Origin of the sequence: Pseudoflavonifractor sp. MCC625, from assembly GCF_018784545.1 — a bacterium.
Taxonomy (GTDB): Bacteria; Bacillota; Clostridia; order Oscillospirales; family Oscillospiraceae; genus Pseudoflavonifractor_A; species Pseudoflavonifractor_A gallinarum.
The window spans coordinates 60,549-84,945 of record NZ_WQOJ01000004.1 but is presented as its reverse complement, the minus strand read 5'-3'; the positions used below and the strand labels follow the sequence as shown (position 1 = coordinate 84,945).

General features: G+C 61.6%; 21 protein-coding genes, 2 tRNA genes and 1 riboswitch. Of the genes, 12 read left to right on the top strand and 11 right to left on the bottom strand.

Going from position 1 to position 24,397, the window contains the following annotated elements:
• Positions 1-59: 59 nt before the first annotated feature.
• The 3 genes from GPK94_RS00430 to GPK94_RS00420 form a co-directional block, all read right to left on the bottom strand.
• Positions 60-1,412, bottom strand: a complete 1,353-nt coding sequence (locus tag GPK94_RS00430) for an MATE family efflux transporter (RefSeq protein ID WP_186964009.1) — start codon at positions 1,410-1,412, stop codon at positions 60-62.
• A gap of 217 nt (positions 1,413-1,629) precedes the next feature.
• Positions 1,630-1,705 (bottom strand) — tRNA-Phe (locus tag GPK94_RS00425).
• Positions 1,706-1,735: 30 nt separating this feature from the next.
• Positions 1,736-1,818 (bottom strand) — tRNA-Leu (locus tag GPK94_RS00420).
• A gap of 144 nt (positions 1,819-1,962) precedes the next feature.
• On the opposite strand from GPK94_RS00420, the gene GPK94_RS00415 reads away from it, so the two are divergent.
• Positions 1,963-2,805: a pyridoxamine kinase gene (locus GPK94_RS00415; RefSeq protein ID WP_215653852.1), complete on the top strand. Its 843-nt coding sequence runs from the start codon at positions 1,963-1,965 to the stop codon at positions 2,803-2,805.
• A gap of 71 nt (positions 2,806-2,876) precedes the next feature.
• Here GPK94_RS00415 and GPK94_RS00410 read toward each other — a convergent pair whose 3' ends face one another.
• Entirely contained in the window at positions 2,877-3,773 is an 897-nt protein-coding gene (locus GPK94_RS00410; RefSeq protein ID WP_215653850.1) for a GNAT family N-acetyltransferase, read from the bottom strand.
• 160 nt (positions 3,774-3,933) lie between these two features.
• Positions 3,934-4,998, bottom strand: a complete 1,065-nt coding sequence (locus tag GPK94_RS00405; RefSeq protein WP_101691001.1) for a branched-chain amino acid aminotransferase — start codon at positions 4,996-4,998, stop codon at positions 3,934-3,936.
• Between the two features lie 445 nt (positions 4,999-5,443).
• Here GPK94_RS00405 and GPK94_RS00400 point away from each other — a divergent pair, with 445 nt between their 5' ends.
• From GPK94_RS00400 to GPK94_RS00360, 9 genes are all read left to right on the top strand, one after another.
• Entirely contained in the window at positions 5,444-7,435 is a 1,992-nt protein-coding gene (locus GPK94_RS00400; protein WP_186964010.1) for a DHH family phosphoesterase, read from the top strand.
• A 76-nt stretch (positions 7,436-7,511) separates the two neighbouring features.
• Positions 7,512-7,958: a 50S ribosomal protein L9 gene (gene rplI / locus GPK94_RS00395; protein WP_101690999.1), complete on the top strand. Its 447-nt coding sequence runs from the start codon at positions 7,512-7,514 to the stop codon at positions 7,956-7,958.
• A 34-nt stretch (positions 7,959-7,992) separates the two neighbouring features.
• Positions 7,993-9,339, top strand: a complete 1,347-nt coding sequence (gene dnaB, locus GPK94_RS00390; protein ID WP_101690998.1) for a replicative DNA helicase — start codon at positions 7,993-7,995, stop codon at positions 9,337-9,339.
• 5 nt (positions 9,340-9,344) lie between these two features.
• Positions 9,345-10,745: a tRNA lysidine(34) synthetase TilS gene (gene tilS, locus GPK94_RS00385; protein WP_215653848.1), complete on the top strand. Its 1,401-nt coding sequence runs from the start codon at positions 9,345-9,347 to the stop codon at positions 10,743-10,745.
• Positions 10,746-10,747: 2 nt separating this feature from the next.
• The gene (gene hpt, locus GPK94_RS00380) at positions 10,748-11,293 is read left to right on the top strand and encodes a hypoxanthine phosphoribosyltransferase (RefSeq protein ID WP_180956676.1); all 546 of its coding nucleotides are present in this window, start codon (positions 10,748-10,750) and stop codon (positions 11,291-11,293) included.
• 96 nt (positions 11,294-11,389) lie between these two features.
• Positions 11,390-13,384 carry an ATP-dependent zinc metalloprotease FtsH gene (ftsH, locus tag GPK94_RS00375; RefSeq protein WP_346727959.1) on the top strand — a complete coding sequence of 665 codons (1,995 nt, stop codon included), beginning with the start codon at positions 11,390-11,392 and terminating at the stop codon, positions 13,382-13,384.
• 5 nt (positions 13,385-13,389) lie between these two features.
• On the top strand, positions 13,390-13,908 hold the full coding sequence (locus GPK94_RS00370; protein ID WP_215653846.1) for an O-acetyl-ADP-ribose deacetylase: 519 nt from the start codon (positions 13,390-13,392) through the stop codon (positions 13,906-13,908).
• 273 nt (positions 13,909-14,181) lie between these two features.
• A complete protein-coding gene (locus tag GPK94_RS16380) occupies positions 14,182-14,760 on the top strand; it encodes a leucine-rich repeat domain-containing protein (protein ID WP_215653844.1) in 579 nt (192 codons plus the stop codon).
• Positions 14,761-14,825: 65 nt separating this feature from the next.
• Positions 14,826-17,153, top strand: a complete 2,328-nt coding sequence (locus GPK94_RS00360) for an S-layer homology domain-containing protein (protein WP_215653836.1) — start codon at positions 14,826-14,828, stop codon at positions 17,151-17,153.
• A gap of 81 nt (positions 17,154-17,234) precedes the next feature.
• On the opposite strand, the gene GPK94_RS00355 is transcribed toward GPK94_RS00360, so the two are convergent.
• The 4 genes from GPK94_RS00355 to GPK94_RS00340 form a co-directional block, all read right to left on the bottom strand.
• Positions 17,235-17,978: an amino acid ABC transporter ATP-binding protein gene (locus tag GPK94_RS00355; RefSeq protein ID WP_101690993.1), complete on the bottom strand. Its 744-nt coding sequence runs from the start codon at positions 17,976-17,978 to the stop codon at positions 17,235-17,237.
• A gap of 1 nt (position 17,979) precedes the next feature.
• Positions 17,980-18,855, bottom strand: coding sequence for an amino acid ABC transporter permease (locus GPK94_RS00350; RefSeq protein ID WP_215653834.1), 876 nt, complete (start codon positions 18,853-18,855; stop codon positions 17,980-17,982).
• Positions 18,856-18,858: 3 nt separating this feature from the next.
• Entirely contained in the window at positions 18,859-19,776 is a 918-nt protein-coding gene (locus GPK94_RS00345; RefSeq protein WP_215653832.1) for a transporter substrate-binding domain-containing protein, read from the bottom strand.
• 127 nt (positions 19,777-19,903) lie between these two features.
• Positions 19,904-20,079: riboswitch (Lysine riboswitch) on the bottom strand.
• Positions 20,080-20,229: 150 nt separating this feature from the next.
• Positions 20,230-20,874: a ferritin family protein gene (locus GPK94_RS00340; protein ID WP_215653830.1), complete on the bottom strand. Its 645-nt coding sequence runs from the start codon at positions 20,872-20,874 to the stop codon at positions 20,230-20,232.
• Between the two features lie 145 nt (positions 20,875-21,019).
• Here GPK94_RS00340 and GPK94_RS00335 point away from each other — a divergent pair, with 145 nt between their 5' ends.
• Positions 21,020-22,285, top strand: coding sequence for a putative DNA modification/repair radical SAM protein (locus GPK94_RS00335; RefSeq protein WP_215653828.1), 1,266 nt, complete (start codon positions 21,020-21,022; stop codon positions 22,283-22,285).
• A gap of 18 nt (positions 22,286-22,303) precedes the next feature.
• Positions 22,304-23,107: a TIGR03915 family putative DNA repair protein gene (locus GPK94_RS00330; RefSeq protein WP_215653826.1), complete on the top strand. Its 804-nt coding sequence runs from the start codon at positions 22,304-22,306 to the stop codon at positions 23,105-23,107.
• A 175-nt stretch (positions 23,108-23,282) separates the two neighbouring features.
• Here GPK94_RS00330 and GPK94_RS00325 read toward each other — a convergent pair whose 3' ends face one another.
• Entirely contained in the window at positions 23,283-24,026 is a 744-nt protein-coding gene (locus GPK94_RS00325) for a zinc dependent phospholipase C family protein (RefSeq protein WP_215653824.1), read from the bottom strand.
• Between the two features lie 42 nt (positions 24,027-24,068).
• Positions 24,069-24,287: a helix-turn-helix transcriptional regulator gene (locus GPK94_RS00320; protein ID WP_215653822.1), complete on the bottom strand. Its 219-nt coding sequence runs from the start codon at positions 24,285-24,287 to the stop codon at positions 24,069-24,071.
• Positions 24,288-24,397: the final 110 nt, after the last annotated feature.

Below are 24,397 nucleotides of genomic sequence, written 5' to 3'. Positions count from 1 at the left end.
ATTTTCCTTCCTAATGAGACCGGCCGTCCGGCGGGAGTTTCCCGCCGGACGGCCGGTTTTTATACGGGCAACTCCCGGGCACTTCTGCTCTTCCGGTGCCATAGCAGGAAGAGCAGACAGAGGGTGATCTGCACCACTGTGGCGCACGGAGTGGCCAGACCGATCTGAAACAGCGTGGGGTGGGGGCGCATACTCACCAGATAGACCACCGGGATGCGCACCAGCACGGCCCCCACGATCCCCTGCACCATCACAAAGAAGGTGTGTCCACAGCCGTTGAAGTACCCCACACAGCAGAAGAGGATCGAGGTAAGCAGGGTGTCGATGGCGTAGGCCCTCAGATAGTCGTGGGCCTGGGCGATAACCTCCGGGTCCCGGGAGAAGATCCCCGCCAGCAGATCTCCCCGGAAAAAGGCAAAGGACGCGATGACCACCGCCACGCCCAGAGCCGTGGCGATGCCATACCCCAGGGCAGCCCGGGCCCGGGCCGCCTTTCCCGCCCCCATGTTCTGCGCCACAAAGGCCGACATGGACTGGGCATAGGAGGAGGGCACCAGCATAATGAACCCGCACACCTTTTCCGCCACGCCCACCCCTGCCGAGGCCGTTACATCGATGGCGTTGACCACCGTCTGAATGACGATGAAGGAGATCCCCACCAGGAACTCCTGAAGGGCGATGGGAGCCCCCAGCGCCAGCTCCCGGCGCAGATAAAACCCGTCCAGGCGCAGATAGCTGGGCCGAAACTGGAACGGAAGGGGCCGCCCCCGTACCAGGACCAGCGACAGCACCACGCTGATGGCCTGGGAGAGCACCGTGGCCAGCGCGGCCCCCCGTGCCCCCATGTGGAGCACCGCCACAAAGAAGAGATCCCCCAGGATGTTGCACACGCAGGCGATGCACACGGTCACCAGAGGGGTCTTGGAGTCTCCGATCCCCCGAAAGACCGCCCCCAGCAGGTTGTAAAGCACAATAAAGACGCCCCCCATGCCGCAGATGCGGATGTAGGCGCAGGTCTGCTCATAGGCCTCCTCGGGCGCGTGGAGCAGACGGGCCAGTGTTCCGGCCCCGCCGACCAGAAGTCCCGTAAGGAGAATCCCCAGCGCCGTAAAGAGCAGAATACCCGTTCCGATGGCCCGGCCCGCCTCCTCGCGCCGCCCCTCTCCGATCTTCTGCCCCACAAAGATGGTGATTCCCATGGTCAGCCCGGTGACCACCATGGCCACCGTCTGCATCAGCACACTGCCGGTGGAGACGCCTGACACATCCGCCGTATGGGAAAACTGTCCCACCACCAGCAGGTCCACTCCGCCGTACAGCGACTGCAAAAACAGCGCCGCAAAGACCGGCATGGCAAAGCGAATCAGGGATGTGAGCACTCTTCCTTCCGTCAGATCTCTTGTCTTTCTCATGGCTTCCCGCTCCTTTGCAATAAAAAAGCTGGATAAGGAACAGACGTCTCAGTCTGTAGCCTTATCCAGCATAACATTTCCAGCGAATGTCATACCCTCCGCGCTGCTGAAAGGGTAGCATATTTCCCGCTCGTTTGTCAAGAGCGGCCGCCCCGGCGGCACATGACCAAGGCGGACAAAACAAAAAAGTCGGAGCAAGCTTTCGCTTGCTCCGACCTGGTGCCTCCGGCCGGAATCGAACCAGCGACACGGGGATTTTCAGTCCCCTGCTCTACCAACTGAGCTACAGAGGCAAATGAAAGGCCCTGCAACCAGAACCTCTCTGGTGCGGGTAACAGGACTTGAACCTGCACGGTCGCCCACCAGAACCTAAATCTGGCGTGTCTGCCAATTCCACCATACCCGCGCATCGGTCATTTTTGTATATATTATCATGCTTTTCTCCATTTGTCAATTGAAAATTTACAAAGATCCAGCTATAATGGGAATACATCCAAAAGTTTATCCGCATCCGCGCGTATTGATATCCCATCTGTAAGGAGTGACCGCTATGAAGCGCGCGCCCGAAGTGGCTGTGATCCAGGATCTGTCGGGATTTGGCCGGTGCTCGGCCACCATTGCACTGCCGGTACTTGCCGCCATGGGAAACCGGTGTGAGACCCTGCTCACCGCCTATCTCTCCGCCCATACCGCCTATCCCTCCTCGGACCGCGCCGTCTTCCTCGACCTGACCGACGAGATGACCCGGTGCAGTGACCACTGGGCTCAGCTGGGGGCCTCCTTTGAGGCCATTTACAGCGGGTTCCTGGGTTCGGAACGCCAGATCGACGTGCTCCGGGCTTTTATCGCCCGCTTCCGCCGTCCCAATACTCTGGTACTGGTGGACCCGGTCATGGGAGATCACGGCAAGCCGTACAGCACCTATACCCCCGCCCTGTGCCAGCGGATGGGGGCCCTGGCCGAGCAGGCCGACATCATCACCCCCAATTTGACCGAGGCGGCCCTGCTTCTGGAGGAGCCCTATGAGGCTGTCCCCTCCGGCGAAGCCGGGATGGCCGCCTGGCTGGAGCGGCTCTCTCTGGGCGGGCGGCGCTCGGTGGTCATCACGGGGGTGAGTCTCTCCGATGGTGAGGTAGGGGCGGGCTGCTGGGACCGGGAGACCGGCCGCGTCTCCTTCTCCCAGGCCCGGCAGGAACCCGCCCATTTCCCCGGCACCGGCGACCTCTTTGCCAGCGTGCTACTGGGGAGCCTGCTCAAAGGCGCCCCTCTCCCCCAGAGTATGGAGCGGGCCGTCTCCTTTGTCCAGACCTGCGCCGCGGCCACTCTGGAACTGGGCACGCCCATTCTGGACGGGGTGCAGTTTGAACCTCTGCTTCACCTGCTCATGGACTGAAGCCCGAACACAAAACCGGCGGCCCGGAGGACAACTGTCCTCCGGGCCGCCTTTCGTTCCATCCGGCTGGATCAGGTGTGAGAGAGCAGGGGGAAGCGGCAGGAATAGCGCTTGAGCAGCTCCTTCCCGTTCCCCAGCATGAAGAGGGTGCTGTCCCGGTCCATCAGAGGGCGGACCGAGCAGGATGCCCCGGCCCGGGGAGTAAAGCCCAGCACCGCCTTCTCGGTCTCGGGCCGGGCCAGGGCGGAGAGGATCTCCCCCAGATCACGGCCGCTGCCGCCGAAGAGATCGTGGCAGTACATGGTCTCCCCATCGTACTCCACCACCGCCACGGTGTCGTGGCTGCCCACATAGTAGATGTGCTCCCGCATCACGCCGCCGCAGTGGAAGAAGAGCAGGCCCGGGTTGTGCTCCCAGCTGAGCAGGGCGTGGGGATTGCCCTTCTGATAGTGGGAGAGGATCAGGGACTTGTCCTGAGAGAGCTCCGGGATAAGCCGGCGCACCTGGCTCCGTCCGGGCAGGGCCTGGACCTGGGCGGTGTGGCGGAACTCCCGCACCTTCTCAAAGCCAAAGCGGGGGTAGAACTCCTGGGTGTCCCGGTTGGCAAAGAGATAGATGCCATGGCATTTCCCCGCCCAGTCGGTGAGCACCCGGGCCATGAGAAAATGGATCAGGCCCCGGCCCCGGAATTCCGGGTCACACATGACGGTACCGATCTGAAGGTAGTGCAGCTCCTTGCCCATGCACCGCAGGTCCATGGGACTCACCGATACGTTGGCCACCACCCGGCCCTCGTAGACCAGGGAGTTGGGCCGGTAGCGGTCAGTCCAGTACCCCGCCCGGTGCCAGGGCTCAAAATCCAGTCCGAACACCTTGCCTGCCAGGGCGTTGAAGCTCTCCCGCAGGCCGGGCTCCTCCTGATAGCAGGTGCGATAGTCAAAGCGGCTTCCATCCAGTGTGATCTCCATTGTGTGTCGTTCCTCTCTTTATCTCTCTATCTCTCTAGGTCCTGCACGGTCATGCGTCCTCCACAACGCAAAGACTGCCCGGAAGTCCGGGCAGCAAAAACAGAGGGGGCGGGCCCGCCGCGGGTCCGTCCCCTCCGTGCAGTTTTACGATTATATCACATCAGACGCGAACCGTCCAGCCATAGGGATCTTCCAGCGTACCCCACTGGATGCCGGTGAGGGTATCGTAGAGCTTCTGGGTCAGGGCACCGATGGCGCCGCCATTGATGACGGCGTGCTCGTCGTTCCAGCCCATCTCGCCCACCGGGGAGACCACGGCGGCCGTACCGGTGCCCCAGGCCTCCTCCAGCTTACCGGCCTTGGCCGCGTCAAAGAGCTCCTGGGCGGTGATGAGCCGCTCCTCCACATCCATACCCCAGTGACGCATCAGCTCCAGGCAGGAGCGGCGGGTGATGCCGGGCAGCACGGAGCCGGTGAGCTTGGGGGTGATGACCTTGCCGTCCACCTTGAACATGACGTTCATGGAGCCCACTTCCTCGATGTACTTGCGCTCCACACCGTCCAGCCAGAGCACCTGGGCATAGCCCTGTCCCTCGGCCCGCTCGCCGGCGCGGATGGAGGCGGCGTAGTTGCCGCCGCACTTGGTATAGCCGGTGCCGCCCCGGACGGCCCGCACATCCTCGTTCTCCACATAGATGCGCACCGGGTTGATGCCCTCCTTGTAGTAGGCGCCCACCGGGCAGCAGATCACGCAGAAGAGGTAGCTGTGGCTGGCGTGGACGCCCAGGCTGGCGTCGGTCGCGATAATAAAGGGACGGATATACAGGGAGGTGCCCGGCTCGCTGGGAACCCAGTCTTCCTCCACCTTTACCAGCGCCTTGATGGCGTCCAGCGCCACATCCTCCGGCAGGGCGGGGATGCACAGACGCTCACAGGAGTCGTTGAGCCGGCGCACATTGTCCATGGGACGGAAGAGCTGTACGCCGCCGTCGGGCCGGCGGTAGGCCTTCATGCCCTCAAAGACCTCCTGGGCATAGTGGAACACCATGGTGGAGGGGTCCAGCTGGAGAGGACCATAGGGCACGATCCGGCCGTCATGCCAGCCCTGCCCGGCGTCATAGTTCATCAGGAACATATAGTCCGTAAAATTGTGCCCGAAAACCAGCGTCTTGGGGTCGGGCTTGGGTTTCAGCTGCTTGGCGCGCTCAATGGGGAATTCGTTCATATGGATAACCTCCTGCCTTTTTTTGGACTGGCCTTCCGTCCTCGCGGCAAGATCCCCGGGGGCGGCTGACAATTTAGCGATTTAATTATCTGAATTATTAGCATTATAGCAGTCTCGTCTTCACCCTGCAAGAGAAAGATTGACAGAAAATAGGCTTTTCCCGCCATTTGACTTATGTTATAATAGCCGCAAAGCCGTTTCTTTTTCCGGCAGCTGGCCTGCCGGACCCGGACGGCGATCAAGCGAATGGGCCGTATCCGCCCAAAAGAGTCCCCGAATATGGTATCATTTCTTTGAAAAAAGCGATTGATTCATCGGGCCTTGAACGCCGGTGCGTTCAAGGCTTGTGGCTTTCTGTCCGGCAGGACCATGTCCCGCCGCCCCCTCCGGGGTATGCAATCTCCTCCGAAACTGGCCGCACGTGCGGCGGAAAGGGCGTTTTTCTATGCGGAAAAAGAAGCTGTCCCGGTTACTGGAGCCCGGTTTTCAGCTCTATTTTGTCTGTCTGGTGCTGTTTGCCATCGCCTCCGCCTTCCTCAGCCCCTGGCTGGGCGGCGCAGAGGGCGTTGTGATCATCCTGCTCTACGTCTATTTCCGCCGGAGCAATGCCCAGCGGCAGAAGGAGATCCTCAAGTATATCGACAACATCACCTGCAACATCGATGTGGCCACCAAGGACACCATGATCAACGCCCCCCTCCCCATGGTCATTTTCCGTCCGGAGAGTGACGAGGTGATCTGGTCCAACGACCGCTTTCTTCAGCTCACCGGGGAGCGGGAGCATCTTTTTGACACCAAGCTCTCCTCGGTGGTGCCCGGTTTTTCCTCCCGCTGGCTGATGGAGGGAAAGACGGAATGCCCCATGGAGGTGGAGCTGGCCGACCGCCGCTTCCTGGTCTTCGGCCATCTGGTGCGCACCGACGAGAAGGGGGCCCACAGCTTCCTGGCCACCACCTACTGGGTGGATGTGAGTGACTACTCCGCCGTGCGGGAAGAATTTTATGGCTCCCGCCCGGTCTGCGCCATCCTCACGGTGGACAACTATGAGGAGCTGATGAAGGGCATCAGCGACAATGAGAAGTCCTCGGTGGTCAACGCTATCGACGAGCACATCAGCGCCTGGTGCAAGCCCACCGGCGGTCTGCTGTGCAAGTATGATCGGGACCGGTATCTCTTCCTCTTTGAGGAGCGGTTCCTCGCCCCCCTGCGGGAGGGGAAATTCGCGGTACTGGAGGCGGTGCGGGGCGTGCTCAACCCCAAGGGCATGCCGGCCACCCTCTCCATCGGCATCGGCCGGGACGCCGATACCTTCCAGGAGCTCTTCCAGTACGCCGCCCTCTCGGTGGAAATGGCCCTCTCCCGGGGCGGCGACCAGGTGGTCATCAAGAACAAGTTCAACTTCGAATTTTTCGGCGGCCACGCCAAGGAGCTGGAGCGGCGTACCAAGGTCAAGAGCCGGGTCATGTCCAGCGCGCTGGGCGAGCTGATCGCCGACGCCTCCCACGTCTTTGTCATGGGGCACAAGTTCCCCGACTTTGACTGCATCGGCGCCGCGGCCGGTGTGTGTGCCATTGCCCGCAAGAAGGGCACGCCCGTCTATTTTATCAAGGACCCCAACCCCAACCCGGCCAGCGACATGGTGGCCCGTCTCTCCGCCCTGCCGGAGTATAAGGACGTCTTCCTCTCCCCGCAGGACGCGATGATCAAGGCCGATTCCCGCTCCCTTCTCGTGGTGGTGGACACCAACCGCCCGGAACAGACCCTCTCGGAGGATCTGCTCCTCTCCTGCAACAAGGTGGCGGTCATCGACCACCACCGCCGGGCAGCCACCTATATCGCCGACGCGGCCCTCAACTTCCACGAGCCCTATGCCTCTTCGGCCAGTGAGCTGGTCACCGAGCTTCTGCAGTACCTGCTGGAGCCGGCCGACCTGCTGCGCACAGAGGCGGAGGCCCTTCTCTCCGGCATTGTGCTGGACACCAAACAGTTCACCATGCGCACCGGCAGCCGCACCTTTGAGGCGGCCTCCTTCCTCCGCCGGGCCGGCGCTGACACCGGCGACGTCCGCAAGCTCTTCCAGAACGATCTGGAAGGCACCATTGCCCGGTATGACATCATCCGCAACGCCCGCCTCTACCGGGACGGCATCGCCGTGGCGGTAGTGGACCACACGGTGGGCCGGGTCACCGCGGCCCAGGCCGCCGATGAGCTGCTCAACATCTCGGGCATTGACGCCTCCTTCGTCCTCTTCCCGGACGGCGACCGGGTCATCATCTCGGGCCGCTCCATGGGGGATACCAATGTGCAGCTCATTCTGGAAAAGCTGGGGGGCGGCGGAAATGCCAGCGCCGCCGGCGGTCAGATCCCCGGCGAGATCGACGATATGACCCGCAAACTCCTCACCGCCATCGACCAGTATTTCGAGGAGGAAGTCTGATACGGGGGATTTTCCCCCCGCGCGGAACCCATTTTAATGCTTGATTCCCACGATTGAATAGAAAGGAACGATATCCATGAAAGTGATTTTACAGCAGGATGTGAAGGGCCAGGGCAAGAAGGGCCAGATGATCGAGGCCAGCGACGGCTACGCCCGCAACTTCCTCCTTCCCAAAAAGCTGGCTGTTCCCGCCACCGCCGAGAACATCAACACCATGAAGCAGCAGGAGAAGGCCAAGCGCGCCCAGGAGGCCGCTGAGAAGGCCGAGGCCGAGGCCACTGCCCAGCGCCTCAAGGAGATTACCGTCCAGATCAAGGCCAAGGCCGGCAACGGCGGCCGCCTCTTCGGCGCGGTGACCTCCAAGGAGATCTCCGACGCCCTCAGCGAGCAGTTCGGCATCTCCATCCCCAAGGCCAAGATCGTCCAGGACGAGCCCATCAAGGCCTTCGGCGGCTACGACCTCAAGTGCAAGCTGGGCTATGAAGTGGTGGGCACCCTGAAGGTCATGGTGACCGAGGCCTGATTCCAGCGGTTTCATTCCAGAGGAGGTGACGCACATGGATGAGACCCTTCTGGTCCGGCAGATGCCCCACTCGGTGGAGGCCGAACAGTCTGTGCTGGGCTCCATGCTCATTGATGCCCGCTGCGTGCCCGAGGTGATCGAGTCCCTCAAGAGCGAGGACTTCTATCTCCGGCAGAACCGGGAGATCTATGAGACCATCTACTCCATGTTCAATTTCTCTCTGACCATCGATCCGGTCACCGTACTGGATCACATGAAGCAGAACGGCGTCTACGACGAGAACACCTCCCGCAATTATATCCTCCAGCTCATGGAGATCACGCCCACGGCGGCCAACGTCCGGGAGTATGTCTCCATCGTCAAGGACAAATCCCTCCTGCGGCGCATCGCGGAGACGGCTGGCGCCCTCACCGCCATGGTGCAGGAGGGGACCGGCACCGCCCAGGAGGTGCTGGAGGCCGCGGAGCAGCGCATCTATGCCATCCGGCAGGGCCGCTCCGCTCAGGGGCTGGAGCACATCTCCAGCGTCATCCTGAACGTCTATGAGCGCCTGGCCGAGCTGGCCGCCAACGACTCGGCGGTCCCCGGCCTCTCCACCGGCCTGCCCGATGTAGATATGGCCATCTCCGGCCTGAACAAGTCTGACCTCATCCTGCTGGCCGCCCGTCCCGGCATGGGCAAGACCTCCTTCGCGCTGAACATGCTCCTCCACGCGGGCAAGTTCTCCGGCAAGACCGTGGTCTTTTTCTCCCTGGAAATGAGCCGGGAGCAGCTGGCCATGCGTCTCATTTCGGGCGAGTCCTTTGTGGACAACAAGAAGCTGGTCACCGGCCGCCTGGGTGAGGAGGACTGGAGCCGCATTGCCGCGGCCTCCGCCGCCCTCAACAAGACCCAAATCCTCATTGACGACAACCCCTCCCTCAGCGTGGCCGACATGAATGCCAAGTGCCGCCGGGTGGATAATCTGGGTCTGGTGGTCATAGACTATCTCCAGCTTATGACCTCCGCCGGCGGCTCCACCCGCTCGGGCGACAACCGCCAGCAGATCGTCTCCGACATCTCCCGTGCCCTGAAGATCATGGCCAAGGAGCTCAATGTGCCGGTGGTCTGCCTCTCCCAGCTTTCCCGTGGACCGGAGAGCCGCTCCGACAAGCGCCCCATGCTCTCCGACCTGCGTGAGTCGGGCGCCATTGAGCAGGACGCCGACATCGTCATGTTCCTCTACCGGGACGACTACTATAACGAGGACAGCGAAAACCACAATCTGGCCGAGTGTATCATCGCCAAGAACCGCCACGGTGAGACCAAGACGGTGGAGCTCCAGTGGCTTCCCGAGTATACCACCTTCTCCTCCATCGACCGGCGGCATCAGGAGTATTAGACCCTATGACAGCTTCTCAACTGCCCGGCGGCTTTGCCGCCCTCACCCGCGAATACGCCATGCTCCCCCCGGGGGGACGCATTCTGTGCGCCGTATCGGGCGGCGCCGACTCCGTGTGCCTGCTCCACCTGCTCCGACGGCAGGCGGAGGAGCTGGGCTTCTCCCTCTTTGCCGCCCACTATGACCACCAGCTCCGGGGCGAAGAGTCCACACGGGACGCCTCTTTTGTGGAAAACCTCTGCCGGGAGTGGCAGATTCCCCTCACCCTGGGGCGGGGCGATGTGGCCGGAGAGGCCCGCCGCCGCCGCGCCGGACTGGAGGAGACCGCCCGTGAAATGCGCTATGCCTTCCTAGAGGAGACTGCCCGTACCCTGGACTGCTCGCTCATTGCCACGGCCCACAACGCCGATGACAATGTGGAGACCGCCCTGCTCCACCTCATCCGGGGAGCCGGGCTTCAGGGCCTGTCCGGGATGGCGCCCCGGCGGGGCTCCCTGATTCGTCCCCTGTTGTCCACAGGGCGGGCTGAAATTGTGGAATACCTGCGCCAGGAGAACCTCCCCTATGTGGAGGACAGCTCCAACCAGGATATCACCTTTACCCGCAATCGCATCCGCCACGAGGTCCTCCCTCTCCTGCACCAGATCAACCCCCAGTTTTCCCAGCGCATGGGACAGACTCTGCGCTCCCTCCGGGCAGACCATGACTTTCTTACGGCCCAGGCCGCCCAGGTGGCTCAGAATGCCCGCTGGGCGGAGGATGACCTGGTCATCGAGGCCCGCCACATTGCCCAGGCCCCCGATGCCATCGCCCCCCGCGCGGTGCGGTGGCTCCTCGGCATGCTGGGGGATGGGAACGACGACTGTACCGCCGCCCACCTCAGCGCGGTGGTGGAGCTGGCCCGGGGAGAGGACCCCTCCGCGGTGGTCTTTCTGCCCGGCGGGAAAATGGCTCAGCGGGTCTACCGGGAGCTTTTGTTCACCACCCGTCAGCCTCCCCAGGCCTTGACTCCCGCACCTCTGACGCTGGAGGGAGAGACCTGTCCGGAGGGGGCCCTGTGGGCCTGCCGGTGCCGCCAGACGGTCTGCCCGACCCAGAGCCCGCCCGGCGTATATTACGTCGCCGCATTCCAGGGGACGCCTGTACTCCGTCCCCGCCAGACCGGAGACGAGATCCGCCTCCCCGGGCGGGACACAAAAACCATCAAAAAGCTGCTCATCGACCATAAATTCCCCCGGCGGGACCGGGACCGCCTCCCCGTCCTGGCCGACGAGGGCGGGGTAGTGGCCCTTGCAGGCTTTGGCCCCGAGGTCACCCGTCTGGCCCAGCCGGGCGAAGAGGCCTATGAAATTCATTTTATCTCCCCTCCACACCTTACAAAACGGTATAGAGAGAAAGGATGCTAAATATGCTGGAACAAGATATTGATCGCGTGCTCTTTACGGAAGAACAGCTTCAGGCCCGGGTGGCGGAGATCGCCGCCCAGATCGACCGGGATTACGCCGGTAAGCAGCCCCTGCTGGTCAGCGTGCTGCGGGGCTCCTTCGTCTTCATGGCGGATCTGGTCCGCCGCATCACCCTGCCCTGCACGGTGGACTTTATGGCGGTCTCCTCCTACGGCAGCGGCACCACCAGCTCCGGTCAGGTCAAGATCGTCAAGGACCTGTCCGAGCAGATCGAGGGCAAGGATGTCATCGTGGTGGAGGACATCCTGGACAGCGGCAACACCCTGTCCTACCTCCTCAAGCTACTGGAGGCCCGTCATCCCGCCTCCATCCGCCTGTGCACCCTGCTGGATAAGCCCGAGCGGCGCACCAAGCCCGTGGCGGTGCAGTACTCCGGCTTTACCATTCCCGACGAGTTCGTGGTGGGTTACGGCCTGGACTACGATGAGAAGTACCGCAACCTGCCCTACATCGGCATTCTGAAGCCCCGTGTCTACGGGGGCGAATAAGTCCTTTTTCCGGCCCCGCGCGGCACAGCGTGGGGCCGGGCCACAGTCTAAGAGCGCGTTCCCCCGCGGGGGTACGCCGGGGGGAGTGTCCGTTTTTTGAATAAGAGAGGAAGTCTGCGCGACATTGGCTTTTCCCTGCTGGTGGTCGCCATCCTGCTGATGAGCATCTTCACCCTTCAGGGCGTGAACAGCCAGCCCGAGCTGACCTATGGCGACATCCGGCAGCTGCTGGTCCAGCAGAAGGTCTCGTCGGTGGACGTGCAGGGCAATAAGCTCATCCTGACGCTGAAGGATCCGTCCGAGTATGGCCGCAGTGTGATCACCCACAACCTGCCCAGCTTTGACACCTTCTATGAGGAATTCAACGATATGCTGGTCAGCCAGCACGAGGCCGGACTGCTGACCTACAACTATACCGGCGCCTTCCAGAAGCCCTGGTGGTTTGACGTATTCTCCTGGGTGGCCATCTTCGCGGTGTTCGGTATCCTCTGGTATGTGATGTTCCTCCGCCAGAACAGCGCCGGCGGGGGCGGCGGGGCCGACCGCACCGCCCGCTTTGGCCGGGCCCGCACCCGTACCAACGACGACCAGACCAAGCCTGTCACCTTTTCCGATGTGGCCGGTGCCAAGGAGGAAAAGGGAGAGCTCCAGGAGATCGTGGAGTTCCTGCGGGACCCCAAGCGCTTTTTGAGCCTGGGTGCCCGTATCCCCAAGGGCGTGCTGCTGGTGGGCCCTCCGGGCACCGGTAAGACCCTGCTGGCCAAGGCCGTGGCCGGTGAGGCCGGGGTCCACTTCCTGTCCATCTCGGGCTCTGACTTTGTGGAGCTCTATGTGGGCGTGGGTGCCAGCCGGGTCCGTGACCTCTTTGACCAGGCCAAAAAGAACGCCCCCGCCATCGTCTTTATCGACGAGATCGACGCGGTGGGCCGCCAGCGCGGTGCTGGTCTGGGCGGCGGACATGACGAGCGGGAGCAAACCCTCAACCAGCTTCTGGTGGAGATGGACGGCTTCGGCTCCAACGAGGGCGTGGTGGTCCTGGCCGCCACCAACCGCCAGGACATCCTGGACCCCGCCCTTCTGCGTCCCGGCCGCTTTGACCGGCAGATCTATGTGGGCCCGCCCGACGCCAAGGGCCGGGAGGAAATCCTCAAGGTCCACGCTCGCAACAAGCCTCTGGCCGAGGATGTGGATCTGGGCGAGCTGGCCAAGGGCACCGGCGGCTTTACCGGTGCAGACCTGGAGAACCTGATGAATGAGGCCGCTCTTCTGGCCGCCCGCCGGCATGAGCGGTTCATCGCCATGCGGGACCTGCGGGAGGCCGTCATCAAGGTGGTGGCCGGTCCGGAGAAGAAGAGCCGCGTGGTCATTGAGCGGGAGCGCAACCTCACCGCCTATCACGAGGCCGGTCACGCCATCGTCATCCACGAGCTGGAGACCCAGGACCCCGTCCACCAGATCACCATTATCCCCCGTGGCATGGCCGGCGGCATGACCATCTCCCTGCCCCAGGAGGATGTGTCCTTCCTCTCCCGGCAGGCTCTGGCTGAGCGGATTGCCGTGTGCCTGGGCGGACGCTGCGCGGAGCAGCTAGCCCTGGGTGACATCTCCACCGGCGCCGGCAACGACCTCCAGAAGGCCACCGCCATTGCCCGCAACATGGTCACCCGTTACGGTATGAGTGAGAAGCTGGGCAACGTGGTCTTTGACTCGGGCCACGACGAGGTCTTTATCGGCCGCTCCATGGCCCAGACCAAGAACTACTCGGAGGAAGTGGCCGCCCTCATCGATTCGGAGGTCAAGGCCCTCATCGACGCGGCCTATGCCCGCTGTGAGGAGATCCTGTCGGCCCATCGCAGCGAGCTGGACCGCACCGCCCAGTATCTGCTGGAGTATGAGAACATGGACGCCAAGACCTTTGAGATGGTCTTTACCGGAGAGGATCCCCTGCCTCCCCCCGCGGACAGCTCCTCCAGCGGCGTGGACGCAGGTCCCGACCTGCTGCCCGAGGTGACCGGGGCAAAGCCCCGCAAATCGGCCGAAGTTCCGGCTCCCCAGTCGGACGCCTCCGAGGAATCGGACGGAGAGGAGTGATTCTGGTGGCACGTATCACCACCCGCCTGGGCGACATCACAAAGGTAAAGGCAGACGCCATTGTCAACGCCGCCAACCGCACCCTTCTGGGGGGCGGCGGCGTGGACGGAGCCATCCATGCCGCGGCAGGCCCGGAGCTCCTGGCGGAATGCCGTACACTGGGCGGCTGTGAGACCGGTGAGGCCAAGATCACCCGTGGATACCGCCTCCCGGCCTCCTATGTCATCCATACCCCCGGTCCCATCTGGAAGGGTGGAACCAACGGAGAGGATGCCCTGCTGGCGGCCAGCTATCGCAATTCCCTGGCCCTGGCTGCCGAGCAGGGCTGCCGCACGGTGGCCTTCCCCTCCATCTCCACTGGCGTCTACCGCTTCCCGCTGGAGCGGGCGGCCGCCATCGCGGTGAAAACCGTGCACGCTTTTCTGGAAGAACACCCCTCCTCTCTGGAAGAGGTCTGTTTTGTATGCTTCCATCCGGAGGTCAAAGAGGCCTATGACCGGGCGCTGGACTCCGCCTCCTTTTGACCCTCAAATTGCCCCTTCCGGTGAATTGCAGTCCTGCAAAATACAAGCACCCCCTGATGTAGTTTTTACCTACACAGGGGGTGCTTTTCTATGGTCTATTTTACCGATCCAGCGCTTTCTACTCATAGCTTCAGATGTTACTTTATTCAAAATAGTAATAGCAAAAACGTGAATTATTGTATTTATAAAACAAGCTGTTCCTTAATTGACCGTCATACTTCCAAACGCTTATAATAGGTTTCCAGAACCAATCTACGAAATGGAGGCAGGACTGTGGATACATCTTATAAAAAAATCGTTCCTATTGTTACTTGTACGGCTCTGATTTTGGGACTAGCCGCACCGGCCGCCGCCGCGGAAGCGGATGCGCTCAGTGATGTGGTACCGGACCCTGTGCTTCGGGCCGTCATCAACCAGACCCTGAGTACCGAGGAGGCGCCCCGCGCGGACGACGCCCCCATTTCTGCGGAAGATATGAAACAACTGGTGGGCAGCGACGCCGCTGAAATCGACGCCGCAGAAGACGATGCACTCTTTGACCTGAAGGGCCTCTGCTCCGACAATTTGGATTACCTGGAACAAGACCCTGTCTCTCTCAACCCCAGTCACGGTATCCACAGCCTGGAGGGAATGCAATACGCCGTCAACCTGAAGAGCCTGGATCTGAGTGAAAACTCCATTACCGATCTGTCCCCCCTGGCCGGGCTGGAGAACCTGACCTATCTGGAGCTGGACCGAAATAACATCACCGATCTTGCGCCCCTCAGCGGACTCACTGGTCTGGAGCATCTGAATCTGTACAACAACCTCATCTACGCGACATTACGCCCCTCTCCACGCTGGATCAGGTAAACTGGTTTGATCTCCACTACGCCAACCGAGGCGCGGCTCACCTTCCTATCGATGCTCTGGCCGGTATGACTGCCCTGGAGTATATCAGCATCGAGAGCAATGATCTGGTGAACGAGGATATGGCTGCCCTTGCCGGACTGCAAAATCTGAACTATATCAAGCTCAACGCCAATCACATCACCGATCTCACCGCCATCTCCTCCTATCTGGACGGAATCATGGCAGGGGATGCCTGCCGCATTGAGGCCAACAACCAGTCCCTTCCCGACTGGGAGCCGGCGGTGGTCCAGGCTCAGCCTTCAGGCGGTGATGTAACCCTCACGGTGCCTGCTGTCACCGGCATCGATGCACTCTACCGGGAGCCCTCCGATTGGAGCATCTCCCCCACGATAGAGGCCGAGATGGACCAGGCGGTGGAGGGTGTGAGTGTCGATTTTCAGACCGATGACGACGGGTATCCGATTCCCGACCAGGCAACCTTTACCTTTGAAAACCGCACCTATGGCAGCGCTCTGCGGGAGCAGGGAGATCTTTGTCTCACCTATGCGGTGACTGCCATGGACTTTGAGACTTTTACCGAAACACTCCCCTTTGTCTACACCCTCTATCTGCCGGTGGAGCTGCGGCAGGATCCACTCTACCAGGCTGAACTGTCCTGGGAGGGCAATTCCTCCTTCTCCATCATTGATACCGCTGCCGGTGCAGAGGCCTCCGCGCCCCTGACCATCCGCCTGAACGCCACTTCCGGTGACCCGGTGGAACTTTCCGAAGTCTCCTCCATCCAGTTCTTTGTCGCCGGAAAGGCCTATGATGCTCCCGTCGAGGGTCTAGAGGCACAGAACATCACCGTTGATGGCAACACCATCTCCTTCCAGGTGGCTTTGACCCAGGAAGCGCCTTTCTCCGGCGCACAGTATATTACCCCCGTGGTCGAGTATCTTCGCACTGGCAGTGACGCGCCCGAGACCATTCAGCGGGACACCCTTTCCTTCCACCTGTTTGCCGGCGATGCTTCGGCCTTCCAGGTGGATGATATCATTCAGTTTGACTCCGGTACCGCAGAAAACGGAAGCATCACTTCCCGTCCGGTGCACCTCTCCATTCCCGGAGAGACCATCTCCTTTGTGGACCTTCGGGATGAGTTTGAAAATATACTTGCTTCCGGCAAGAAGCAGGAGGATGGCTCCTACTGCTTTACCGTAAAACAGGAAGATCTTGCGCAGATCGATCACTTCTTGATCTCTGCCGACCAGTTCCTCTATCCGGAGGTCCGGGGTGAGCTGGTCACGCCCCCCTCCGGCGGCGGGTCCTCCAGTAGCTCCGGCGACAAAACTCAGATCACAACAAACCCGGACGGTTCCACCACAACCACTGTGACCAGCCCCGACGGTACTGTCACGGAAACCACCAAGAAGCCGGACGGCTCTAAGGAAGTGGTCGAGACCACCAAGGATGGCAAGGTCACCACCACAACCACCGACACTGCCGGAACCAAGACTCAGGTCATTGTTCAGCCGGACGGCTCCAGCTCCACCACCGTAAAACATGCGGACGGTTCCTCCTCCGCTACATCCGTCCATGCGGATGGTATGGTAAAGAGCGAAGTGACACTCTCTGCCAAGGCCGTGGAGGCCCAGAATGAAGCTGTGCCGCTCCCCATGCCCGCCCTGTCCGCGACCTCCGACCGGGAGCAGGCCCCTGCCGTTACCGTAAAGCTGCCCGGCAATGGCGCTGTCCCGGTGGAAATCCCGGTATCCAATGTCACGGCCGGTACCGTTGCTGTGCTGGTAAAATCCGACGGCACGGAGGAAATCATCAAGCGCAGCCTGACCACTGAGGCCGGCGTGGCTGTGGCCCTCACCAATGGTGATACCGTCAAAATCGTAGAGAACAGCAAGCATTTCCTTGACGTAGACACCTCTTATTGGGGGGCTGACGCAGTCGCCTTTGCCTCCAGCCGGGAGCTCTTCTCCGGCACCGGTAAGGAGACCTTCTCCCCTGACGCCCCCATGGATCGGGCCATGATCGTCACCGTTCTGGCCCGTCTGGAGGGTATCGATACCTCCGCCGGAGCGACCTGGTATGAAGCCGGCGCCCAGTGGGCCACTGCAAATGGTATCTCCGATGGCTCCCATCTGGATGCAGTCCTCACCCGGGAGCAGCTGGCCGCAATGCTCTGGCGGTATGCAGGCAGCCCTGCCCCCCAGGATGCCCTCTCCGGCTTCCGTGATTGCGGGGATGTCAGCGTCTGGGCATCCGACGCCATGTCCTGGGCGGTCGATGCCGGCCTGATCTCCGGTACGGACTCCAGCACACTGGCCCCTCAGGGCAAGGCCACGCGTGCGCAGGTGGCCATGATGCTTATGCACTTTGTCGAATATATGGCTCCGTAAAGCGTACTTAGATCCGAAAAATCCCATAAAAAAAGAGAGACCGTTACAGAAATCTGTAACGGTCTCTTCTCGTTCTTCTCTTTATTTTGCCATAAAGCGGGAGAGGAATTCCCGGGTGCGATCCTGCTTGGGATGGGCAAAGAGCTCCTGAGGCTCTCCCTCCTCGCAGATGACGCCGTCGGCCATGAACACCACATGGTTGCTCACGTCCCGGGCAAAGGCCATCTCGTGGGTGACCACCAGCATGGTCATACCCTCATCCGCCAGGTCCCGCATGACCGAGAGCACCTCGCCCACCATCTCCGGGTCCAGGGCGGAGGTGGGCTCGTCAAAGAGCAGGACCTCGGGCTCCATCGCCAGGGCACGGGCAATGGCCACACGCTGCTTCTGGCCGCCGGAAATCTGGCGGGGCTTGGCATGGACATAGGGATCCATGCCCACCTTCTTGAGGTACTTCATGGCGTTGGCCTTGGCCTCTTCCCGGCTCTTCTTGAGCACCTTGGTCTGGCCCACCATGCAGTTCTCCAGCACGGTCATATTGTTGAAAAGGTTAAAGGACTGGAACACCATGCCCACCTTGGTCCGGTAGGCGGGGGCGTTCACACCCCGTCCGGTAATATCCTTTCCGTGGAAGAGGATCTCTCCGGCGCTGGGGGTCTCCAGCAGATTGATGCACCGCAGCAGGGTGGACTTACCCGAGCCGGAGGCGCCGATGATGCTGGTCACGTCACCGGGGCGGACCGTAAAGTCGATGTCCCGGAGCACCTGATGCTTTCCAAAGGCCTTGGAGAGGTGCTTGACCTCCAGAATGGCTTCCATACTCATATCAGCGATCCCCCCTGTTCCGTCCAAACTTGAGCTCCTGCTCAACGCGCTCCCGCTGCTCCTTGCTCCGCTCGTCAAAGGGGCTGCCCTTGGCGGGATGATTGTAGGTGCCCGCCGTCATGGTGAGGGAGTCGGTCTGCACCAGCTCATAGTTGTCCGAGCCGTCCAGGACCTTCTCCAACAGCCGCAGCAGGGCGGAGGCAATCAGGGTCATGGTGAGATAGGCGATCATCTCAATGGCAGCGGAGGGGAAGTACATCAGATTCACGCCAGTAATATACCGGTGGGCGGCAAAGAGCTCGGTAAATCCGATGATGAACATCACGGAGGTGTCCTTGATGTTGATGATGAAGTTGTTGCCGATCTGGGGCAGGATGTTGCGGAAGGCCTGGGGCAGGATCACGTGGAGCATGGTCTGCACATGGGTCATGCCGATGGCCTTGGCCCCCTCGGTCTGGCCCGGGTCAATGGAGAGGATACCGCCCCGCACCGACTCGGCCATATAGGCGCCCGTGTTGATGGACACGATCAGGATGGCCGCGGTCCAGATGTTGTCAAACCGCATGGTGTTATTGGAGAAATAGGGCAGACCATAGTAGATGAACACCGACTGGAGCACCATGGGCGTACCCCGGAATACCTCTACATATATCCGTACCAGGATGCGCACCAGCCGCAGCAGCACCCGCTTGGGCATGGGATCATGGGGACTGCACGGGATTGTATTGAGAATGCCGCAGGCCAGACCGATGACACAGCCGATCACCGTGGCGATGATGGCCAGGGCGAGGGTGTTGCCCAGGCCGCTCAGGTACTGTTTCCAATAGGCCCCCAGCAAAAGGGCCACATCCTGGCCCAGCTGCATAAAACGTTCCATATATTAAACCTCAGGCTGCACGGCGATGGCCTGGTCCATGATGGTGTTGAAGTCATCCTCGGTCATGGTGGAGAGCACGCTGTTCATCGCGTCCAGCAGCTCGGTGTTGCCCTTGGCCACGGACATGCCGATGTTCACGTTCTCGGCCCGCTCCTCCTCGCTGGCGAACTGGAAGTCGCCCTCAGTGCCGGCGAAGTTAAGGACCACCAGGTTCTCGTCCTTGGCCACAGCGCCGTTGGCGGTGGGCAGGTCGGTGACCACAAAGTCCACGGTGCCGGTCTGGAGCTGCATCACCATGGCGGGGGCAGTCTCCGCGGCGGGCTGGATCTGGGCATCGGGGATCTGGGGCAGACAGGTGTCATACCAGATAGTGCCGGTCTGAGCAGTGCCCTTGCCGCCGGCCAGATCAGCAATGCCCTGGGCGGAGGCGTAGGTGCTGTCCTTGGTAGTCAGGCACACGATCTGCGCATAGTAGTAGGGACCGGCCATATCCACCTGGGCCATCCGGTCGGCGGTCATGGACTGACCGGCGATGGCCACGTCGATGGTGCCGCTCTGGAGGGAGGGGGTCAGGGAGTCCCAGGCAGTGGAGACCACTTCCAGCTCCCAGCCGTTCTCCTCGCAGATCTTCTGGGCAATCATCACGTCATAGCCGTTGGCATAGCTGCCGGGGACGTTCTTGATGGGCACGGCGCCGTTGGAGTCGTCCATCTGGGTCCAGTTATAGGGAGCGTAGGCGCACTCCATACCCACGGTGAGGACACCGTCCTCCACACCGGAACCGGCAGCAGCGCTCACCGGAGCAGAGGCCTGGGGCGCGGAGCCCTGGGGCGCAGAGGACTGGGTGGGGGTGCCGCCGCAGGCGGTCAGGGTCAGCGCCAGCGCGGCGCTCAGGGACAGGGCAGTGACAGTCTTTCTCATGTTTGGTTCCTCCAGTCAGTTTGTTTTGCGTCTTTTCCGGATAAGAAAAAACGCCACGAACCTTCCTGGTGGAAGCGTTCATGGCGACAAAATGCATCAGACGGCGAAACTTATGATGCCCTCTTGTCTCAACGATAGCGCTCCACACAGATGATGTGGCAGTCCGTGAGATCTTCTCCCAACGGCCCAGGTTACCGGCCCCCAGGCAAAGGTCCGGCCCTTCGGCGAAACGCCCTTTCTCCGGCGGGGTGCTCTGCCCGTGGATACCGGATACTCTTGCTGTTTCGCGCCTCTATCCTTGCAGCGGGGTTACCCCGCGACAATTGGTTCTTGGGCTGTATTTTACACCCCGAAATTGTCTCTGTCAAGCCCCTCTTTCTCTCTTTTTTGCCACCATTTCTCCATAATTCGGTATTTATTGGTATGTTTTTGGGAAAGTGTCCCGTTCCTTTGTCACTTTAACGCATAACACTCCCGTTCTGCATCGGTTTTTTGGATATGTTGTCCATCCACAGCGGACGGTCCGTGCTCCCGGCGGCAGAAATATCCCTGGGGCCGGGAACACACGGGACATCGGGCCGGGGCCCCCCGGCTCCACAGGACATGGCCGCACTCCAGACAGACCCACTCTACCGGTTCCTCTGCCACAAAGAGGCATCCGTCCTCCAGCGCCTGGGCCAGACGGTCAAAGGTCTCCCCGTGGAGGGCCTCCGCCCCCGCCACGGCGGCAAACAGGGCCCCCGCCTCCGGACAGCCCTCCCCCCGGGCCGCCTCGGCCCACCGGGTATAGGGGCGCTGAAATTCCTCCCGCTCACTCTGCCCCGCCTCCCGGAGCATAGCTAAAATCCCCCCTCCTCCACTTACAGCACAGCAGCCCTCCAGCGGCAGGATCTGCCCGGCACAGGGGGCCAGGAGGCGGTAAAAGGCCCTGGCATGGACCTCCTCCTGGGCGGCTGCGGCGGCAAAGCACCGCCGTACCACCTCCAGGCCTCCCTGCTCGGCCTGGAGAGCGGCAAAGGCATAGCGGCTGTGGGCCTGACTCTCCATAAAAAAGGCCTGCATCAGATGATGCCTGGTCTCACTGTCTGTCCATTCCATGGTAACCACTCCTTGTTTAGGCTGCCTCCAGTATCCCCCTTCCCTCCGCCCCTCATACCCCCATACACACCATGTTTTTCCATTGACAAAACATCTGTTCGATGCTAATATGTTCGTACATCAGTTCTATTTTGGAGGGATTCCTGTGGAGCTTATGGACAAACTGACCATCCTGGCCGATGCGGCCAAATACGACGCCGCCTGCACCTCCAGCGGGCTGAGCCGGGGCGGCCGCCCCGGGAAGCTGGGCAGTACCATGGCGTCGGGCTGCTGTCACTCCTTTTCGGCGGACGGACGGTGCATCTCCCTGCTCAAGGTGCTCCTGACCAATGTCTGCGCCTACGACTGTCAATACTGCGTGAACCGCCGCTCCAACGACGTGCCCCGGGCCTCCTTTACGCCCCGGGAGCTGTGCGAGCTCACCATAGGCTTTTACCGGCGCAACTACATTGAGGGGCTCTTTCTCTCCTCGGCCGTGCTCCGGGATGCGGACTATACCACCGAGCGCATGATCGAGACCCTTACCCTGCTGCGGCGGGAGTACGGCTTTGGCGGCTATATCCATGCCAAGGCCATTCCGGGGGCCGACCCTCTGCTCACCCACCGGCTGGGCCTGCTCTCCGACCGGCTGAGTGTGAACATCGAGCTTCCCTCTGAGCAGAGTCTGGCCCTTTTGGCCCCGGACAAGGCCAAGACGGCCATCCTCTCCCCCATGGCCCAGATTCGAGACTCCATTGCCCACTCCCGTCAGGAGCTGACGCAGTACCGGGGAGCGCCCCGGTTTGCCCCGGCCGGCCAGTCCACCCAGATGATCATCGGCGCCACCCCGGAGAGCGACCGGCACATTCTCTCCCTCACCCAGGGTCTGTACGACCGCTATCAGCTCAAGCGGGTCTTTTACTCGGCCTATATGCCTGTGTCCAACAGCCGCCTTCTCCCCGCTCCCCAGAGCTTTCGCCCGCCCCTGCTGCGGGAACACCGGCTCTACCAGGCCGACTGGCTGCTGCGCTTCTATCACTTCCGGGCGGAGGAGCTGCTGGACGAGTCTCATCCTAATCTGGACCCCAGAGTGGACCCCAAGTGTACCTGGGCCCTGCGGCACATGGACTTTTTTCCGGTGGAGGTCCGCACTGCCGACTATGAGGCCCTCCTCCGAGTGCCCGGAGTGGGCGTGAAGAGCGCCCGGCGGATCCTGACTGCCCGGCGGGCAGGCCCTCTCTCCTTCGAGGGCCTGAAGCGGCTGGGCGTGGTGCTGAAGCGGGCCCAGTATTTCCTCACCTGCGGGGGAAAGATGCTGGATGGACTGCGGGTGCGGCCCGACCGGATTTTGGGCCATCTGGCCGCCCAGGAGCGCCCGATGCTGTTCCAGACCATGCCGGAGCAGCTCTCCCTCTTCGACCCTGTCACGTGATCTCTGGAGGTGTATGTCATGTCCTGGACTCAGGTATCCTATACCTATGACGGCAGCTTTTCCGGCTTCCTGACCTGTGTCTATGAGAGCTACCGCCACAAGGAAGCCCCCGCCGCCTTCTCCACGCCGGAGGACCCCCGGATCTCCCTCTACCCCGAACGGCCGGTGAAGAGCGACCCGTCCAAAGCCCGACAGGTCTATCTCTCCCTGGCCCGCAAGATCTCTCCCTCCGCCCGGGAGCTGGTCACCCTGGGCTTTCTCACCTGCGCGGAGGAACGGGAACTGCTGCTGTGGAACTACATCTGGTACGGCTATGCCCGGGGACGGGCCGCCGGGTACGATTTGAGCGATCCCCGGGTGGCCGCGCTGGAAAAGGTGGTGCGCTATCTGCGCAACGAGGTGCACCTGTTTAAGGGCTTCCTCCGCTTCTCCGATCTGGACGGCGTCCTGGCTGGGGAGATCGAGCCCAAAAACCGGGTGCTCCCCCTTCTGCGCCCCCACTTCTGCGCCCGGTATCCGGACGAGGATTTCCTCATCTACGACCGTACCCACCGGGAGGCCCTCTTTCACCAGAAGGGCAGCTGGGCCATCCTGCCCCTGGAGCAGTTCACCCTGGGGGAGGCCAAAGAGGAAGAGCGGGGCTACCGGGCCCTCTGGCGGCGGTTCTATACGACGATCTCCATTGAGGGACGGGAAAATCCCCGCTGCCGTATGAGCCATATGCCAAAGCGTTACTGGAATACCATGACGGAATTCCAGGAGGATGAGCCCGTTCCCGCCGGCCGGCCGGTCTCACCCCCTCCCCTTTCCCTTCCCACCTGAATCGAAAAAACAACGCCGCAGCACTTTTAAGGGTGCTGCGGCGTTGTCCGCGTGTTAGGACGGGGATTGCTCCTCCCCTTTGAAATTACCGTTAAAATCCCGGTGGAACCAGGGGGAGAGCCGCCCCCCATTCCGGACATACCGCCGGAATTCCAGCCATTTCTCCGCGGCGGTTTCACTCTCGCCCTGCAAAATGTCGATCAGTGCACGGCAGAAGGTCTCCCTCTCCGGCAGATAGGAGGACGGGAGAATCACCCCCTCCAGACTCCGGCAGGCCCGGGAGGAGCGCCACCATCCGGTTGGCCGTCACTCCCAGACGGGTCCCATGTCCCCGGGCAAAGATAAGGCTGTCCCGCCGCATGGCGGCATAGCCTCGGCGCACCTCGGCGGCTCCCGCCCACAGATAGGCCCGCTCCGCCGCGGCAAATACCGCCTCCTCCCGAATGGGGGGGAGATAGACCTGTCCCCGGGCAGGCAGTCCCCGGTTCTCCATCAGACTGCGGTCCAGCTCGGCCTCCACTGCCAGGTGAGCCACCGTCCCCTCCGCCGCCCGGGCATTCACATAGGGGTGACAGGCGGCATCCAGCGCAAAATGACACAGGAATCCGGCGGCATATCCCTCCGCCTCGGGTATGCCGCTCCCCAGTGCCCGGGCCAGGCGGGCAAACACCGGGGCCGCGCTCTCATGGTGCATCTCCAGGCCCTCCCGGCGGGCTGCGTTGGGCAGCACAGGTCGGTAAAAAAACAGCGGGTCGGGTCCCAGGCACCCCAGATTAAAGGCCTCCCGCTGTGCCCGAATGGGCGCGGCAGCCTCTTCCGGCAGCTGTTTGAGCATTTTCGCTCCAAAAAGCAGGTGTGCAAAATAATTGGGCATGGAACATCCGTCCTTCCAGACTGGCTTCTCTCTGTTTTTTAGCATAGCACAATCTCTTCCGCCGGGAAAGTGGAAATCTCCACCCGTTTATGCCGGTGGATAGGGTTCTTTTTGGTTGGTTAGCCCTAGGATATAGTCCACACTGGTGCCATAAAATTTGGCCAGCTGGACCAGCACCGGTGCCGGGACATTGAGTTTCCCCAGCTCATAGTCCGAATAGGTTGTCTGGTGCAGGTGGAGCAGGGCCGCCATTTCCTTTTGCTTCAAATCTGCGTCCTCCCGGAGCGAGCGAATGCGCGAGTACATATCCATCACCTCGATGGATAGTATGATTTAAGGGAATATCCCTTATTTACTTTTAAGGGATATTCCCTTAAAATGTAGGTCACAAGGCACAAAATCACTTGAAAAGCAGA

Excerpts from the sequence above, each read along its gene's own strand:
- GPK94_RS00430 (WP_186964009.1), bottom strand. The coding sequence starts at position 1,412 with ATGAGAAAGACAAGAGATCTGACGGAAGGAAGAGTGCTCACATCCCTG.
- GPK94_RS00415 (WP_215653852.1), top strand. The coding sequence starts at position 1,963 with ATGAAGCGCGCGCCCGAAGTGGCTGTGATCCAGGATCTGTCGGGATTT.
- GPK94_RS00410 (WP_215653850.1), bottom strand. The coding sequence starts at position 3,773 with ATGGAGATCACACTGGATGGAAGCCGCTTTGACTATCGCACCTGCTAT.
- GPK94_RS00405 (WP_101691001.1), bottom strand. The coding sequence starts at position 4,998 with ATGAACGAATTCCCCATTGAGCGCGCCAAGCAGCTGAAACCCAAGCCC.
- GPK94_RS00400 (WP_186964010.1), top strand. The coding sequence starts at position 5,444 with ATGCGGAAAAAGAAGCTGTCCCGGTTACTGGAGCCCGGTTTTCAGCTC.
- rplI (WP_101690999.1), top strand. The coding sequence starts at position 7,512 with ATGAAAGTGATTTTACAGCAGGATGTGAAGGGCCAGGGCAAGAAGGGC.
- dnaB (WP_101690998.1), top strand. The coding sequence starts at position 7,993 with ATGGATGAGACCCTTCTGGTCCGGCAGATGCCCCACTCGGTGGAGGCC.
- tilS (WP_215653848.1), top strand. The coding sequence starts at position 9,345 with ATGACAGCTTCTCAACTGCCCGGCGGCTTTGCCGCCCTCACCCGCGAA.
- hpt (WP_180956676.1), top strand. The coding sequence starts at position 10,748 with ATGCTGGAACAAGATATTGATCGCGTGCTCTTTACGGAAGAACAGCTT.
- GPK94_RS00360 (WP_215653836.1), top strand. The coding sequence starts at position 14,826 with ATGACTGCCCTGGAGTATATCAGCATCGAGAGCAATGATCTGGTGAAC.
- GPK94_RS00355 (WP_101690993.1), bottom strand. The coding sequence starts at position 17,978 with ATGAGTATGGAAGCCATTCTGGAGGTCAAGCACCTCTCCAAGGCCTTT.
- GPK94_RS00350 (WP_215653834.1), bottom strand. The coding sequence starts at position 18,855 with ATGGAACGTTTTATGCAGCTGGGCCAGGATGTGGCCCTTTTGCTGGGG.
- GPK94_RS00345 (WP_215653832.1), bottom strand. The coding sequence starts at position 19,776 with ATGAGAAAGACTGTCACTGCCCTGTCCCTGAGCGCCGCGCTGGCGCTG.
- GPK94_RS00340 (WP_215653830.1), bottom strand. The coding sequence starts at position 20,874 with ATGGAATGGACAGACAGTGAGACCAGGCATCATCTGATGCAGGCCTTT.
- GPK94_RS00330 (WP_215653826.1), top strand. The coding sequence starts at position 22,304 with ATGTCCTGGACTCAGGTATCCTATACCTATGACGGCAGCTTTTCCGGC.
- GPK94_RS00325 (WP_215653824.1), bottom strand. The coding sequence starts at position 24,026 with ATGCTAAAAAACAGAGAGAAGCCAGTCTGGAAGGACGGATGTTCCATG.
- GPK94_RS00320 (WP_215653822.1), bottom strand. The coding sequence starts at position 24,287 with ATGTACTCGCGCATTCGCTCGCTCCGGGAGGACGCAGATTTGAAGCAA.